Source organism: Martinezella rhizogenes, from assembly GCF_000799715.1.
In the GTDB taxonomy this organism is placed as follows: Bacteria; Pseudomonadota; Alphaproteobacteria; order Rhizobiales; family Rhizobiaceae; genus Rhizobium; species Rhizobium rhizogenes_C.
The window spans coordinates 420,727-436,735 of record NZ_JUHG01000013.1; the positions used below are offsets into that span (position 1 = coordinate 420,727).

Sequence of the window (16,009 nt, forward strand, 5' to 3'; positions counted from 1 at the left end):
ATCTTATTTCTTGACGCGCGACAATTTTTTATGAAACATACGACAATACTGGCGCGGAGATTTTGGAGGTCGCCAGTTTTCCTGGGAGGGAAATCATGTCTGATGTCAAGAAGACGCCGGCCGGCTCAAACGTGGCCGTATTGTCCACACTGCTCGACCGCCGCCAGATACTGATGGGTGCTGCAAGCGCTGCAGTCGGCGCGGCGACCCTTGCTACCACAACGGGACTTGGCATGCGCGCGGCGCGCGCTGCCGATCGCACCGAGATCAGCTTTGCCAGCGCCAGTTTCTTCGGCAAGGAAGGCCTCGGTGATCTCGTCAAGGCCTATAACGAATCGCAAGACCGGATCACGGTCAAGTTCATCGAACTGCCGCCACCAAGCTCGTCGACCGAGGTCTATCAGGGCCTTGTCCAGCAATTGGCCCGCCGCAACGGAACCCCCGACGTCTTCACCCAGGACGTGGTCTGGATCGCCGGCTTCGCGGCTGCTGGATGGGCGTTGCCGCTTGACGAATATTTCCCGAAGGAAAAGCGCGCCGATTATTTCCCCGGAACGGTCGCTGCCTGCACCTACAATGAAAAGCTGACCGCGCTCCCGTGGTTCGTCGATTCCGGCATGTTCTACTACCGCAAGGATCTGGTGGAAAAGCACGGCGGCAAGGTTCCCGAGACCTGGGAAGACATGGCGACCATGGCAGCAGCCGCGCAGAAGGCCGGTGACGCCAAGTTCGGCTATCTCTGGCAGGGTAAGCAGGCCGAAGTCCTGATCTGCGATGCCGTGGAAATCATCACCTCGAACGGCGGCTCTATCCTCGCGCCAGACGGCAAATCCTCCGTGATCGGTGACAAGGCGGCGGTCGAGGCGATCCAGTTCCTCTACGACACGATCAACAAGACCAAGATCAGCCCACAGAACGTTCTGTCATGGGACGAAGAGCCGTCGCGCCAGCCCTTCACCTCCGGCGAAGCGATGTTCATGCGCAACTGGTCTTACGTCTATCCGATCGCGCAAGACCCGAAAGCTTCGCATGTGGTGGACAAGGTCGCCGTTGCGCCGCTGCCGCATTTTGCCGGCGGGAAGAGCGCTGCCTGTCTTGGTGGCTATCAGCTCGGCGTCAATGCCAACTCCAAGAAGCGCGAAGCGGCGATCGAGTTCCTGACCTGGATGTCGTCTCCGGAAACCCAGACCCGTCTTGCCCTGAATTTCGGTCTTGCGCCCTCGCGTCCGGCGATCTTCCAGGATGCGAAACTGAAGGCCGAACAGCCGTTCATGGCGAGCCTGCAAAGCGTTTTCACCGGCGCCACGCCCCGGCCGATCACCCCGCAATACGCCAAAGTGACGCTGGCGCTGCAGTCGAGCATTTCCAAGGCGCTGGTCAGCGGCAATGTTGAGGCCGAGCTGAAGGCCGCCGCCGAACAGATCAACAAGATCGTTGCCTGATATGGCTGCCGCAGTCACGGTCCCCATGTCCGACCGAACCCCGAAAACGACGAGGGCGCTTCCAAGCGCCCTCTGGCCCTGGCTCCTGCTATTGCCGGCCTTCCTGTCGCTTGCATCGGTGTCCTTCTATCCGATCGTCAATGGCGTCTACCTCTCCTTCACCAACCGTTCCCTGATCACGCAGGACAATGATTTTGTCGGCATCGCCAACTATGTGCAACTGCTGGCCGATCCGCCGTTCTGGAATGCCTGGTGGCATACGATCTGGTTCACCGTTATCTCGACCGGTCTGGAGACGCTGATCGGCCTCGCTATGGCGCTGATCCTTTGCGAGGCCTTCGCCGGCCGTGGCGTCATCCGCGCGGCGATGCTCGTTCCCTGGGCGATGCCGACAGTGGTCACCTCGAAAATGTTCGGATGGCTGTTCGACGGGCAGCACGGCATCATCAATTTCATCCTCCTCCATCTCGGGCTGATCGATCAGAATGTGAACTGGTACGGCTCGCCCGATACGGCGCTGATAACGATCATTCTCGCCGATGTCTGGAAGACGACGCCCTTCATGGCGCTGTTATTGCTGACAGGCCTTCAGACCGTACCGAGATCACTGATCGAGGCCGCGCGCATGGATGGCGCCAGGGCCTGGACGATCTTCTGGAACATTCGACTGCCGCTGCTGCTGCCGACCTTGCTGATCGCCGGCCTTTTCCGGGCGCTCGACGCATTCCGCGTCTTCGATCTGGTCTATGTCCTGACCGGTGGCGGTCCGGCCGATTCCACCGAAACGCTGTCGACACTATCCTACAAGGTTCTCTTCTCGACGCTGCAATTCGGCTACGGCTCGGCCGTATCGACCGCAATGTTCATCACCGAAGGGCTGATCGCCGTGGTGTTCTGCCTCTTCCTCGTCCGACAGATCAGGAAGACGACATGAACGACACCCGCTCCATCTTTCAAAGCGTGATGATCTATTTCGGCGCGTTCCTCATTCTCGTCTGGTCGGCCGGCCCATTCCTCTGGCAATTCTCGACGTCGTTCCAGCTCGACAGGGCGCTGACTGAGGGAACGCCGTCTTTGATCCCGAGCCCGTTCACGCTGGAGCATTACTACAATGCCTTCATCGAAAAGGGCCTGCATCATTATCTATGGAATTCGCTGGTGGTTTCGCTGGCGACCACGGCCCTTTGCCTGATCGTCGGTTCGCTCGCCGCATTCGCGCTGTCGCGTCTCGATGTGAAGGGGCGCTTCGGGATCCTGACAGTGATCCTCTCTGTGTCTATGTTCCCGCAGATCGCGCTGGTCGGCCCGCTCTACCTGCTCGCCTCCGATCTGGGGCTTCTGGACACTTATACCGCGCTCATCATCACCTATCTGGCGCTTGGGCTGCCGCTGGTGACCTGGGTCCTGTTCGGCTATTTCGAGACCCTGCCACGCGAGATCGATGAAGCCGCGCGCATGGACGGCGTCGGCGTCATCGGCCTGCTTTGGCATATCATCCTGCCGATGTCGCTGCCGAGCCTGGTGACGACAGGCTTGCTCGCCTTCATCACTGCCTGGAACGAGTTCCTGTTCGCGCTCGCCTTCACATCGGATAGCGGCACCCAGACCATTCCGGTCGGCATCGCCAATTTCACCAACCAATACTACGTGCCCTGGGGAGACATTGCCGCAGCTTCGGCGGTCGTCACCGTGCCGCTGATCGTGTTGGTCCTCTTCTTCCAACGACACATTATCGAAGGCCTGACACAGGGCGGAATCAAGGAATAGTGACATGACTAGCGATCTGAAGGTCGGCTGCCAGACGTTTACATGGGAAATGCTCGGCAAGACCTGGACCGGAACACCCGACGATCTACTTTCGGCAATCTCGGCCAGCGGTTATTCGGGCATCGAAATCACCGACACGATGATCGGCCACTACGCCGCAAAGCCCGACGACTTCGCCAAGGCGCTGAAGGATAGCGGCTTGCAGCTGGTCTCCTTCGCCTTCGGCTCGAAAAGCGGTTTCACGGTTGCCGAGGCGATCGACGACGATCTCTCGACGACGCAGCGCTGGATCGACTACGCCGCACAGTTTCCCGGCGCGCTCGTCTCGATCGGATCGGCAACGGTGGTCTCCGAAGGACCGCGTGACGACAAGTTTGCCATTGCCGCCGAGTTCTACAATCGCGCCGGCGCGCTCGGAAAGGCATCCGGCGTCGATATCGCCGTCCATCCGAGCTCGCACCACAATACCCTGCTCTTCGACCGCGCCGACTACGACCGGATATTCGCTTTGCTCGACCCCACTCTAGTCGGCTGGGTTCCCGACACCGGTCATATTCTGCGTGGACACGAGGACATCCTCGACACGATGCGAACCTATCAGGACCGTATCCGCTATCTGCACTTGAAGGACGTCGATGCGAACGACCGTTGGGCGATGCTCGGCAAGGGCGTCCTCGATACGCCCGCAGTGATCGATCTCGTCGCGAAGGCGCAGCACTTCAATGGATGGCTGGTGCTGGAAGAGGAATCCGAGACGGCAGGCGCAGATCCCGCTGCTGCCGTGAAGACCAATCGCGAAACCATGCGCAGCTACGGAGCCTGAGGAAGAAGACCATGATCCAGAAGGAAAATCGCCGTCTTCGTGTGGGTGTGCTCGGCTGCGGGCCGATTGCCCAGTTCGCGCACCTGGAATCCTGCGTGAAAGCCAGGAATGCCGATCTCTACGCAATCTGCGACGCGGCACCCGATCTGCTGGCGCGCATGGGTGCCACCTACGAACCGCAGAAGATGTTCAGCGATTATGACGCCATGCTGGCCGACCCCGAGCTGGAAGCCGTCATCGTCGCCACTTCGGATGCCTATCATGTTCCGATGTCCATCAAGGCGCTCGAAGCCGGCAAGCATGTGCTCTGCGAAAAGCCGATCGGCGTGTCCGTCGAGGAGGGGCAGCAGCTGGCGGATGCCGTCAAGTGCTCCGGCAAGATCCTGCAGGTCGGGCATATGAAACGCTTCGATCCGGCGCTGGAAGCCGCACGCGACTTCGTGCGCGACGATATCGGCGAGATTTTCGCGCTGAAGGCATGGTATTGCGATTCCACCCACCGCTATACCAACACCGACGCGGTGCAGCCGCTGCCGGTTACCAGCAAACTTGCGCGCAAGCCGGGCGGCAATCCGAAGGCCGATCTCAGGCAATATTTCATGCTGGCGCATGGTTCGCATCTGGTCGACACCGCCCGCTTCCTCTGCGGCGATATCGTTGCCGTGCGCGCGCGCCTGCTGGAGCGCGCCGGCGCCTATTGCTGGTTCGTGGAAACCGAATTCGCCAATGGTGTCCTCGGCCATCTCGACCTCACGGTCGCTGTCCGCATGGATTGGCACGAGGGCTTCCAGCTCTACGGCGAGAACGGCTCCATACTCGCGAAGACCTTCAATCCCTGGTACTTCCGCTCCAGCGAGGTCGAGATCTTCCACGAGAAGGATGCGACGAGCCGGAAGCCGCTTGGCGCAGATGGACATTTCTTCCGCAGGCAGCTTGAGGGCCTCGCCGATACGGTGCTGAACGGCGCACCGATGCGCGGCGCCAATGTCGAGGACGGCATCGCTTCCATCCGCGCGATGGTTGCGATCGCCCGGTCGGTGGAGACCTGCGAGCGGGTCGAGCTTGCATCCGTGACGGGAGCCGTTTGATGCAGCTCGGGATCTTCGCCAAGACCTTTCCGGGGACAGATCCCCTGAGCGTGCTGTCGGCAGTGCGCGACAGCGGCTATGCGGCCACCCAGTTCAACCTCGCCTGCTGCGGGCTGCCGTCCATGCCCGACACTGTATCGGGCTCCGTCACAACAGCGATCCAGGCGGCAGCGGAAACGACCGGTATTTCGCTGGTCGCCCTCTCCGGAACCTACAATATGGCCCATCCGGACATTTCGGTGCGGCAAATGGGGCTGCGCCAGCTTGCCGTCGTGATTGAGACCGCGGCCGCCCTTTCCATTCCGCTCGTCACGCTCTGCACCGGCACCCGCAATGCAGCCGACCAATGGGCGCATCATCCTGATAATGCCGATCCCTCAGCCTGGGCGGAGATGGCGACGGAGATGTCGAAAGCCTTGGCGCTGGCGGAAAAGCATGGCGTCGATCTCGGTATTGAGCCGGAACAGGCCAACATCGTGACCTCGGCTGAGGACGCCAAGCGGCTGATTACCGAGATGGGATCGAAAAGACTGCGGATCGTCCTTGATCCGGCCAATCTCTTCGAAAGCGCAACGCCGCCGGAAGCTCGAGATATCGTCGAGCGCGCGGTTGAAACCGCAGCCGGGCATATCGCCATGGCGCATGCCAAGGATCGCTATGCCGACGGGCGTTTCGCAACTGCCGGCCAGGGCGTTGTGGATTTTCCCGATTTCATCGCACGACTGAAAGCCGTCGGTTTCGATGGCCCGCTCGTCACCCACGGCCTCTCCGCAGCGGAAGCACCTCAGGTCGCGGCCTTTCTCAAGGACTTGGCCTAATGGGCGAAACGGCAACTCTCATGCGTGGCGATGCCAGTCTGTCCGTCTTCGATGGCGGCCAAGGGCTGCCGGTCGTTTTTCAGCATGGCTTGGGCGGGGATGAGGCGCAGGTTGCGCAAACCTTTCCACCAGCCGACAGCGTGCGGCGGATCACGGTGGAATGCCGAGGACATGGCGCGTCGTCGCTTGGCTCAGCGCGGCCCTTTTCGCTCCAGATGTTTGCCGAGGATGTGCTGGCAGCGGCGACCGTGCGCGGGCTTGATCGCTTTGTCGTCGGCGGCATTTCCATGGGCGCGGCACTTGCCCTACATCTCGCCCATCATCACCCGGAGCGCGTTGCCGCGCTCGTTCTCGTCCGTCCCGCCTGGACCTTTGCCGCATCCCCCGACAATCTCGAACCGATCCGCGCCGTTGCGGCGCTGCTTCGTTCGCATCCAATCGATGAGGCACGGGCGCTGTTTACAAGCTCCGAAATCGGCCTGCGGATAAAGGCGGATGCGCCCGACAATTTCGCGTCCCTGCTCGGCTATTTCGACCGGCCGGATGCGGTCGCTTTCGCATCCGTGCTGGCCGACATCGCCGCTGATGGACCTGACGTGTCACAGGCGTCAGCGGCAGCGCTTGCCATCCCAACACTTATCATCGGCAACCAGCAGGACGCGATCCATCCGCTCTCCCATGCGCGGACGCTCGCCGACACCATTCCCGGCGCAAGCTTCGTCGAAGTCACCCCCAAGGCCGCCGACAAATCACGGCATTTCGCCGAAGTCCAAGACGCCATCACTCGTTTTCTCGCATCCAAGACAATCCGGAGCCTCGTCCCATCATGACGTCCAAAACTCTTTCAGGCCCGGCGGCCATCGCCGCTCTGCCCCGCAACCGGCTGCTGGGCGAATTCTCGCTCTGGTCGGCTGATCTCGCCAATATGGAGACCGATCTCAAGCGCATTGAGCCCTATGTCGACCTGCATCATATCGATGTCGCCGATGCGCGCTTTACGCCGGGCTTCCTGTTCTTTCCGGATTTCGTCGCGCGCATCGCGAAGGCGACCGCCAAGCCGATCCATGTTCATCTGATGGTCGAGGCTGAAATCGTAGAGGAACAAACACGCCAGTTCATCGAAGCAGGCGCAGATCTTATCAGCGTTCATGCCGAAAACGGCGAAGCGGGCTTGCGCGCCGTAGCACTTGCAAAGGAGCTCGGTGCCGAAGCCGGCGTCGTGTTGCGGCTGGAAACACCCGTCTCGGCGGTCGCGCCCTTCATAGACCATGTCGCCTTCGTGACCCTGCTCGGCACCTCGATCGGGGTCAAAGGGCAGAGCCTTTCCGAAAAGGCGTGCGGCCGGCTGATTGAGGCGCGGGCGTTGTTGAAGCAGGCGGGCCGGGAGGATCAGGTGATCCTGGCGGCCGATGGCGGCATTCGTGAGCAAACGGTGCCGGAGCTGCGTGCAGCAGGTGCCCAGACGGTCGTTCTCGGGTCGCTCGCCTTCGGCGACAAGGACCTGGGCAAGCGGATAGAATGGCTGCATGGACTGGAGAGCCGGATTCCGTGAAAAAGGTCGCTCTTGCCTTCGATCTCGGCGGAACCGAGCTTCGCGCCGCACTGGTGGACGAAGAGGGAAACCTTCTGTCGTTTTCCGCCGTGCCAACGCAAGCAGCCGGAGGGCCGGATGCGGTCATCCGGCAGATCGAGTTGCTGGCGGCGGCTGTGCTGGCGGAAACGCCTGATCTTCTGCCCATCGGCATCGGGATCGGTGCCCCCGGCCCTCTCGATCCGGAAGCCGGCGTCGTCATTGCGGCGCCGACGCTCACCGGATGGAACGAGGTTCCACTGGCCGACATTCTTTCCAGCCGGTTTCAATTGCCGGTTCGGCTGGAAAACGATGCGAATGCGGCAGCGGTTGGCGAATGGCGATATGGCGCCGGCCGTGGTGCAAGATCGATCGTGTTCGTCACCGTTTCGACCGGCATCGGCGGCGGCGTGATCGGCGATGGGCGGGTCCTGCACGGCAGGCGGGGTCTCGCCGCCGAAATCGGTCACATGACGATCACCAACGAGGGTGAACGATGCTTCTGCGGCGCGGTCGGCTGCTTTGAAGCCGTCGCCTCCGGAACGGCGCTCGGCAGGCGGGCAACGGCGCGGACCCGGCAATCCGATGGCTCTATGCTACGCGCACTATCGGCCGACGCCGATGTGACCGGGCGACATGTGGTCGACGCAGCGCGAAACGGCGATGCGCTGGCGCTGGAGTTGTTGCATGCCGAGGCGCGATGGCTGGGGATCGGTTTCACCAACCTGCTTCACCTCTACTCCCCGGACATTCTGGTGATGGGGGGCGGCATATCGCATGGCTTCGATCTTCTCTACGACACCATGATCGCGACAATTCACGACCGGGCCATGCCGGCCTATCGCGACGTGCCAATCGTTCCGGCACAGCTCGGACGACATGCGGGCTTGATCGGTGCTGCCAGCCTCATTCTCGGAAGCGAGGCGCAAATCAGCTCTGAACCATCGAGCCTTCAGGGCTCGAATAATCTTGGCGCGGATATTTCCGCCGGCACAAAGGAGGTCAGCAATGGCTAATCTCACGCTCCGCGACGCCCGTAAGACCTACGGCGCCCTCGAAGTGATCAAGGGCATCGATCTGGATGTGGACGACCGCGAATTCGTCGTCTTCGTTGGCCCTTCCGGCTGCGGCAAATCCACGCTGCTGCGCATGATCGCCGGCCTAGAGAAAATCAACGGCGGCGACCTCGTAATTGACGGCACACGCTCCAACGATATCGATCCCTCGCAGCGCGGCCTGGCGATGGTGTTTCAGTCCTATGCGCTCTATCCGCATATGACGGTTGCCGAGAACATGGGCTTCGCGCTCCGGATTGCCGGTATTCCGTTGGCCGAGCGCGACCAGAAGGTCAAAGACGCGGCCCAGATTCTGGAACTGTCGCATCTGCTCGACCGCCGGCCGAAGGATCTGTCGGGCGGCCAGCGCCAGCGTGTCGCTATCGGCCGCGCCATCGTGCGCAATCCGAAGATCTTCCTGTTCGACGAGCCGCTTTCCAATCTCGATGCGGCGCTGCGCGTCAACATGCGGCTGGAACTGATGCGCCTGCATGAGAGACTGGCCGCGACGATGATCTATGTCACCCATGACCAGATCGAAGCCATGACCATGGCCGACAAGATCGTTGTTTTGAACAGCGGGCGCATCGAGCAGGTCGGCTCGCCGCTTGAGCTTTACAATCGCCCAGCAAACATCTTCGTCGCCGGCTTCATCGGTTCGCCAAAGATGAACCTTCTGACGGTAATCGTCGAAAAGACCGGCCCAACCGGTATCTCGGTCGCGCTGCCGGGCGGAAGCACAATCACCGTTCCGGTCGCAGCCAGAGCATTGAAGGCCGGCTCGACGCTGACGCTGGGCATCCGTCCAGAACATATCCGCATCGGCCAGGGCGGCCAGTTCACCGGGGAAGCGATCCTTGCCGAACGTCTTGGCGGCCTGACCGTTCTTCATGTCGATATCGCATCCAACCAATCTCTCGTCGTGCAAACGGAAGGCACCGACACGACCCCGCTACACACGCCGATCTCCCTCCAGATCGACCCTGCCGCCTGCCATCTCTTCGACCAAGAGGGAAGAACGCTTGCCAGGCTGAACTGATCAGTGAATTGTACGCGGGCGCGGACCGGCACGCTTCTTGCGTTTTAGTTCACGCCCGCGATCGGCCGCCCAGGCCGGTCGGGAGCGCAGGCAGACATTCCATGCAAAGGAAGGCTCCCCATGACGCAGATCGATGCCGCTCCACCCTCAAAGATCGAGGCCGTTCTCTCGGTCAAGAACCTGACGATCAGCCTGCCGAAAGCCATGGAGCGCGCGCATGCGGTGAATGATGTCTCCTTCGATCTGATGGATGGCGAGATCCTTTGCATCATCGGGGAATCCGGCTCGGGCAAATCGGTGACCGCCAGTGCGGTCATGGGCTTGCTGCCGTCGATTATCCAGGTGACGGCAGGCTCGATCTGGTTCAGAGGCGTCGACCTGGTAAGCGCGGACGACGTGACGCTTAGAGGTCTGAGGGGCCGCGCCGTCTCGATCATCTTTCAGGACCCGCTGTCGGCGCTCAACCCGCTGATGACGATCGGCGACCAGATTATCGAGGTGCTGGATGCCCATAAAGTCGGCACACCGGAGAGCCGGCGGCAGAAGGTGAAGGAACTGCTCAACGAAGTCGGCCTGCCCGATCCCGAGCTCCTGCAGCACCAATATCCCTTTCGGCTGTCCGGCGGACAGCGGCAGCGCGTGATGATCGCCATGGCCCTGGCGCTTGATCCTGACATACTGATCGCCGACGAGCCGACCACTGCCCTGGACGTCACCACGCAGGCCCAGATCCTGGAACTGATCCGCAAGATCCAGAGGCGCAAGAAGATGAGCGTCATGTTCATCACCCATGATTTCGGGGTGGTGGCGGAGATTGCCGACCGAGTGATCGTCATGGAGAAGGGCCATCTCGTCGAGCAGGGAACGGCCGACCAGGTGCTGAACGCGCCCGTGCATCCCTATACGCAGCGCCTGATTGCGGCGGTGCCGCGGATGACAACGAGGGATCGCGATGCCATGGCCGATACACCTGTCGTGCTGGAAGTGGAGAAGCTCAATAAGACCTATCGTTCCGGCGGCGGCTTCCTGTCCAAGGCGCGGACAGTTCAGGCGGTGAGCGACGTCAGTTTCTCGATCCGCAAGGGGCGCACGCTGGGCGTCGTCGGCGAATCCGGTTCCGGCAAATCGTCCCTCGGCCGGGTACTGCTGAAACTTCTGAAATCCGACAGCGGCAGGATCCTGTTCGACGGCCGCGATATCGCAGCACTGACGGACGAACAGTTCCGGCCGCTGCGCCCCTATATCCAGATGATCTTCCAGGATCCGTTCGCCTCGCTCAATCCGCGCCACACGATCGGCCGGATCCTGACCGTCGGGCCGATCGCCCATGGTTTGCCAATACATGAGGCAAAGGCCAAGGCGCTGCGGCTTCTGAAACGCGTCGGCCTCGATGAAGGCGCCTTCGACCGCTTCCCGCATGAGTTTTCGGGAGGCCAGCGCCAGCGCATCGGCATTGCCCGGGCCTTGATGCTCGACCCCGTGCTACTGGTGGCGGACGAGGCTGTGTCCGCCCTCGACGTTTCGATCCAGGCTCAGATCCTCAAGCTCCTCGCGGAGATCCAGCAAGATACCAAGGTGGCGATGATCTTCATCACACACGACCTGCGCGTCGCAAGCCAGATCTGCGACGAGGTCGCCGTCATGTACAAGGGCGAGATCGTCGAATGCGGGCCACCGTCGCAAATCTTCCGTGCGCCGGAGCACGCCTATACGCAACGCCTGCTCGCCGCCATTCCCGGCAGCGACTGGGAGGCGACGGGCTGACCCGTAAACTCCCTCACCGGCCATGCGGATGATGCACATTTACTGTCGTCGATGCCCGCGTCGAGAGGTCTGCTTGTCTCAGAAATAGGCATCTTTTCTTTCTGCTCAAAAACTTATCGCCTGACGAAAGAAAATAGTTGCATTCGTCCACTATCCGTCCTTTCATACGATCATTAGTTCCAGCGACGATCCGCCGCCGACAATAATGAACCTGCTGCCTACTGGGCCTGCGGGAACGCTATTTTGTTGCCTTTCGAAGGTTCCGAGCAATGCTGCCGCCGACCAAGAGTCCGCCGACTTCTGTAAAGGACATCGATATCGATGTCCTTGAGGATACGCTGAGCTTCTACATCCGCAGCATCAACCTGGCCGTTTCGCGCGATCTGGATGAGAAGCTCGAAGGCCTGGATGTTGCGCGCGGAACCGGCAAGATCACCACCCTTTTTCTCGTCGACGGCAATCCCGGCATTCGGCCCTCCACCATCGCCAAGCTCATCTTGAAAGACCGCTCGGCGACGGGCCGGCTGGTCGACCAGATGGAGGAGCACGGGCTGCTGTTCCGCGAGACGTCGGCAGACGACAGTCGCGCACAAGAACTCTACATCACCGAAAAAGGACGCGAACTGGCCGAGCGCGTGCGCGGCATCGTCACCCGGCAATCGCGCGAGTTTTTTTCCGACATCAGCGACGAGGAACACAAGCTCCTCATCGACATCCTACGCCGCACCTATCGGCGCGTCGCCGCACAGTCGTGAATGACCTGGCCATGGAGAACGGGCATGAATGAAGAACGGGTCGCAATGATATCGGGAGCCAGCCGGGGGATTGGCGCGGCACTCGCCGAGGAGCTTGCCGCCAAGAGCTGGCGGCTGTCGCTTGGCATGCGCCAGCCGGTGATGCCCGCCTGGGCCGATCCCGCCCGTGTTCGCGTCTTTGCCTATGATGCCGTCGATCCCGATGCATCGTCATCATGGACCGAAGAGACGCTCAGCGCCTTCGGCCGGATCGACGCCGTCGTCGCCAATGCCGGCATCATCGTCGCCAAGACCGTGATCGAGGCCAACGACGCGGATTTTGACGATCTGCTCGAGGTGAACGTCAAGGCGCCGCGACGGCTGGCAAAGTCCGCGTGGAGCGCGCTTGCCTCAAGCGGTCGCGGCCGGGTGATCATCGTCGCCTCGCTCTCGGGAAAACGGGTGAAATCCGCGAATTCCGGGCTCTATGCCGTCTCCAAATTCGCGGCCGTCGCGCTCGCCCATGCCATACGCCATACCGGCTTTGATCTCGGCATCCGCGCCACCGCTGTCTGCCCCGGTTTCGTGGCAACCGATATGGCGCGCGCCCTGACAAGCAAGGCCGATAGCGAGATGACCGATCCGCGCGATCTTGCCCGCGTCATTGCCATGCTGATCGACCTGCCGAACGAGGCGAGCGTCGCGGAATTTTCTATCAACTGCCAGCTAGAGGAGTCTTTCTAACCATGCCCGGCCCCTATGTGGTCCCCGTTCACGGGGACGCTGAACTGCCTAAGGAAGTCGACGTCGTCGTCATCGGTGGCGGCATCATCGGCACGTCGACCGCCCTGGAACTGGCCGAGCAAGGCCTGCGCGTCGCACTGTGCGAGAAGGGCGGTATCGGCCAGGAACAATCGAGCCGCAACTGGGGTTGGGTCCGCATATCACGACGCGATCCGCGCGAAGTGCCGCTGATGGCGGAAGCCCTGCGAATCTGGAGCACGCTCGACACCCGCATCGGCCGCGACACCGGATACAAGCGCGCCGGCATCATCTTCACCTGCGCCAACGACAAGGAATATGCCGACCACGAGCGCTGGAACCACAATCTCGAAGGCTATCAGCTCGAAAGCCGCATGGTCAGCGGCGCTGAATTCAGGAACCTTGCTCCCGGTTCGCAGATGGACATCAAGGGCGCGCTCTACACCGCCGCCGACGGCCGCGCCGAGCCGCAGCGTGCAGCACCGGCGATTGCCGAAGCCGCCCGCGACAAGGGCGCCTCCATCCTCACCGAATGCGCCGTGCGCGGTATCGAGACGGCGGCCGGCCGGATCTCCGGCGTAATCACCGAGCGCGGCCCGATTGCCTGCAAGGCCGTCGTTCTCGCCGGCGGCGCCTGGTCGAGCCTGTTTGCCGGCATGTTCGGGCTCGATCTGCCGCAATTGAAGGTGATGAACTCCGTGCTACGCACCAAGCCGCTGGAAGGCGGTCCCGAGCAGGCGATCTGGGCCAACGGTTTTGCCCTGCGCAAGCGCCAGGACGGCGGCTACACCATTGCCTCCGGTCACGAGAACATCGTCGATATCGTGCCGAAATCCTTCCGCTATGCCGGCAAGTTCTTTCCGGCGCTGTCCAAGGAATGGCGCTCGCTGAACTTCCGCCTCTCCGGCCGCTTTCTTGACGAGGCCCGCATTCCCGACCGCTGGGCAATGGACGAGGCCAGCCCCTTCGAATATTGCCGCGTTCTCGATCCGAAACCGTCGACCAAGCTTTCGAACATGGCGCTCGCCAACCTCAAGAAAGCCTTCCCGGTGTTCGAGAAGGCCGAGATCGCCCAGCGCTGGGCAGGCTATATCGACGTCACGCCGGATGCCGTGCCGGTGATCGACGCGATCGACAGCATTCCGGGTTTCCACATCGCCACCGGTTTTTCCGGCCACGGCTTCGGCATCGGCCCGGCGGCCGGGCGGCTGATGGCCGATATCGTCACTGGCAAGCCGCCGATTGTCGATCGCAAGAACTTCCGTTTCTCCCGCTTCCACGACGGTTCGAAGATCGAACTGATCAGCGGTTTCTGACCTGCCCGCCAAGAGAAGACAGCAAAAATAATAAGAGAGAAGAACAGCCAACGTCCTACCAACAAAAAAGGGGAACCAACATGTCCGATGCAAACGACACTATCGTGCTGAAACCCACTCGCCGTCAGGCGCTGACCATGATGGCGCTCGGCGCCTCCGGGCTGATCATGCCCAATATTCTCGGTCGCAGCGATGCTTTCGCGGCACCACCCACCAAGCCGGCCGGCCAGCTCGTCATCGGTTTTTCGCAGGAGCCAACCGTCTTCAACCCGCATCTGATCCACATCGAAGTCGATGAAGGCATCCATTTCAGCGTCTTCGATCCGCTCTTCACCGTCACCCCGGAGGGCAAGTTCTCGCCTTCTCTTGCAACCGAAGTCCCGACCGTCGAAAACGGCGGCATCTCGGCCGATGGCCTCAACTGGAAGATCAAGCTGCGGGACGGCGTGAAGTGGCATGACGGCACGCCGTTTACCGCCGAAGACGTCAAGTTCACCCTCGAACTCATGGTCGATCCAAATTTCCGCAGCTGGCGCAAGACCGGCCACGAACTGGTGCGTGATCTCACCGTGGTCTCTCCGACGGAAATCACCTGGCGGATGGAAAAGCCGTTTGCGCCCTACCCGTCTATCCTCGCCATGACCTTCATCGTGCCGAAGCACATCCTCGGCGCGGAGAAGGACAAGAACACCGCACCCTTCAACAACGCACCAGTCGGCACCGGCCCATTCAAATGGGTCGAGCGTATCCCCGGCGATCACATCACGCTTGCGGCCAATACCGACTATTTCGGCGACGGCCCCTATCTCGAAACCCTGGTCTACAAATATGTTCCCGACCTGACGGTGCTTTATACGCAGTTCAAGACCGGTGATATCGACGTCGTCGGCCTGCAATGGATCACGCCGGACCACTATGAGGAAGCCAAGGCGCTGGATGGCAAGGCCGTCGCCGTCGTTCCGGCCGCCACCGTCGAATCCATCGGCTTCAACATGGAACGGCCGCAGTTCAAGGACCCGGCGGTACGCGAGGCGCTCTATCACGCGATCGACAAGCAGACGATCATCGACGCGCTCTACTACGGCTTGCCGACGCCGACCGAGAGCTACATGCCGCAGCAATCCTTCTATTACAATCCGGACCTGCCGAAGCAGGAATTCAGCACCGACAAGGCCAAGAAGATCCTCGACGACGCCGGCTGGAAGCCTGGAGCCGACGGCATTCGCGAGAAGGATGGTGTCCGGCTTGCCTTCACCAACTCCACCACCGCTGGCAACCATATCCGCGAGCAAGTGCAGCAGTTCATGCAGCAGACCTTCAAGGATATCGGCGTGGAGCTTACCATCTCCAACCTGCCGCCGGCCGTGATGTGGGGCGACTATTGGACAATGTCGAAGTTCGATTCCGTGGTCGTCGGCATCAACTTCCAGACCGGTTCCGACCCCGACACATCGGATTACTTCCGCTCCACCGCCATCACTGCCAAGGGCGGCGCCGGTCAGAACTCCTGGCAATATGCCAATCCGGAGGTCGACAAACTCCTGGCTGAAGGCGGCCAGATCTTCGTGCCGGAGGAGCGCAAGAAGGTCTACCAGAAGATTCAGGAGGTCATGCGCCACGACCTGCCCTTCCTGCCGCTGTTCCAGTATGCGACCGTGCGCGGCCACAAGGTCGGGGTCGAGAACGTCACCCCCAATATCAACGTGCGTATCGACACATGGAACGTCGCCACCTGGTACTGGGCCAAGGCCTGATCGTTCGGTTTCAGCCCTCCGACCCATAAAGTGCCGGAGGGCTGGCTGCTTCCCATCTCGCAACCATCGGAGACGAA

Annotated in this window: 15 protein-coding genes; all 15 read left to right on the forward strand. The window is 61.4% G+C overall.

Going from position 1 to position 16,009, the window contains the following annotated elements; all coding sequences use genetic code 11:
- The first annotated feature begins 95 nt into the window (after positions 1–95).
- The 15 genes from EX00_RS13885 (at position 96) to EX00_RS13955 (ending at position 15,932) form a co-directional block, all read left to right on the forward strand.
- Positions 96–1,442 (forward strand): ABC transporter substrate-binding protein, encoded by a 1,347-nt coding sequence (locus EX00_RS13885; protein ID WP_047458629.1) that lies wholly within the window; start codon positions 96–98, stop codon positions 1,440–1,442.
- Positions 1,443–1,467: 25 nt separating this feature from the next.
- A complete protein-coding gene (locus EX00_RS13890; RefSeq protein ID WP_234709015.1) occupies positions 1,468–2,376 on the forward strand; it encodes a carbohydrate ABC transporter permease in 909 nt (302 codons plus the stop codon).
- On the forward strand, positions 2,373–3,209 hold the full coding sequence (locus EX00_RS13895; RefSeq protein ID WP_047458633.1) for a carbohydrate ABC transporter permease: 837 nt from the start codon (positions 2,373–2,375) through the stop codon (positions 3,207–3,209). Before EX00_RS13890 ends, EX00_RS13895 begins: the two co-directional genes overlap by 4 nt.
- A 4-nt stretch (positions 3,210–3,213) precedes the next feature.
- A complete protein-coding gene (locus EX00_RS13900; protein ID WP_047458635.1) occupies positions 3,214–4,032 on the forward strand; it encodes a sugar phosphate isomerase/epimerase family protein in 819 nt (272 codons plus the stop codon).
- Positions 4,033–4,043: 11 nt separating this feature from the next.
- The gene (locus EX00_RS13905; protein WP_047458637.1) at positions 4,044–5,120 is read left to right on the forward strand and encodes a Gfo/Idh/MocA family protein; all 1,077 of its coding nucleotides are present in this window, start codon (positions 4,044–4,046) and stop codon (positions 5,118–5,120) included.
- Positions 5,120–5,938: a sugar phosphate isomerase/epimerase family protein gene (locus EX00_RS13910; RefSeq protein ID WP_047458639.1), complete on the forward strand. Its 819-nt coding sequence runs from the start codon at positions 5,120–5,122 to the stop codon at positions 5,936–5,938. The genes EX00_RS13905 and EX00_RS13910 overlap by 1 nt, the downstream gene beginning before the upstream one ends.
- The gene (locus EX00_RS13915) at positions 5,938–6,768 is read left to right on the forward strand and encodes an alpha/beta fold hydrolase (protein WP_047458641.1); all 831 of its coding nucleotides are present in this window, start codon (positions 5,938–5,940) and stop codon (positions 6,766–6,768) included. Before EX00_RS13910 ends, EX00_RS13915 begins: the two co-directional genes overlap by 1 nt.
- Positions 6,765–7,490 (forward strand): ribulose-phosphate 3-epimerase, encoded by a 726-nt coding sequence (locus EX00_RS13920; protein ID WP_047458643.1) that lies wholly within the window; start codon positions 6,765–6,767, stop codon positions 7,488–7,490. The genes EX00_RS13915 and EX00_RS13920 overlap by 4 nt, the downstream gene beginning before the upstream one ends.
- Positions 7,487–8,524, forward strand: a complete 1,038-nt coding sequence (locus EX00_RS13925) for an ROK family protein (RefSeq protein WP_047458645.1) — start codon at positions 7,487–7,489, stop codon at positions 8,522–8,524. The genes EX00_RS13920 and EX00_RS13925 overlap by 4 nt, the downstream gene beginning before the upstream one ends.
- On the forward strand, positions 8,517–9,602 hold the full coding sequence (locus EX00_RS13930; protein ID WP_047458647.1) for an ABC transporter ATP-binding protein: 1,086 nt from the start codon (positions 8,517–8,519) through the stop codon (positions 9,600–9,602). Before EX00_RS13925 ends, EX00_RS13930 begins: the two co-directional genes overlap by 8 nt.
- A 120-nt stretch (positions 9,603–9,722) precedes the next feature.
- Positions 9,723–11,366 (forward strand): ABC transporter ATP-binding protein, encoded by a 1,644-nt coding sequence (locus EX00_RS13935; RefSeq protein WP_047458649.1) that lies wholly within the window; start codon positions 9,723–9,725, stop codon positions 11,364–11,366.
- Positions 11,367–11,635: 269 nt separating this feature from the next.
- Positions 11,636–12,121 carry a MarR family winged helix-turn-helix transcriptional regulator gene (locus EX00_RS13940; RefSeq protein ID WP_047458651.1) on the forward strand — a complete coding sequence of 162 codons (486 nt, stop codon included), beginning with the start codon at positions 11,636–11,638 and terminating at the stop codon, positions 12,119–12,121.
- A gap of 24 nt (positions 12,122–12,145) precedes the next feature.
- Complete coding sequence (locus tag EX00_RS13945; RefSeq protein ID WP_047458654.1) at positions 12,146–12,844, forward strand: SDR family NAD(P)-dependent oxidoreductase; 699 nt, start codon at positions 12,146–12,148, stop codon at positions 12,842–12,844.
- Between the two features lie 2 nt (positions 12,845–12,846).
- On the forward strand, positions 12,847–14,178 hold the full coding sequence (locus EX00_RS13950) for an NAD(P)/FAD-dependent oxidoreductase (protein ID WP_047458656.1): 1,332 nt from the start codon (positions 12,847–12,849) through the stop codon (positions 14,176–14,178).
- Between the two features lie 80 nt (positions 14,179–14,258).
- The gene (locus tag EX00_RS13955) at positions 14,259–15,932 is read left to right on the forward strand and encodes a peptide ABC transporter substrate-binding protein (RefSeq protein WP_047458659.1); all 1,674 of its coding nucleotides are present in this window, start codon (positions 14,259–14,261) and stop codon (positions 15,930–15,932) included.
- The last annotated feature ends 77 nt before the right edge of the window (positions 15,933–16,009 follow it).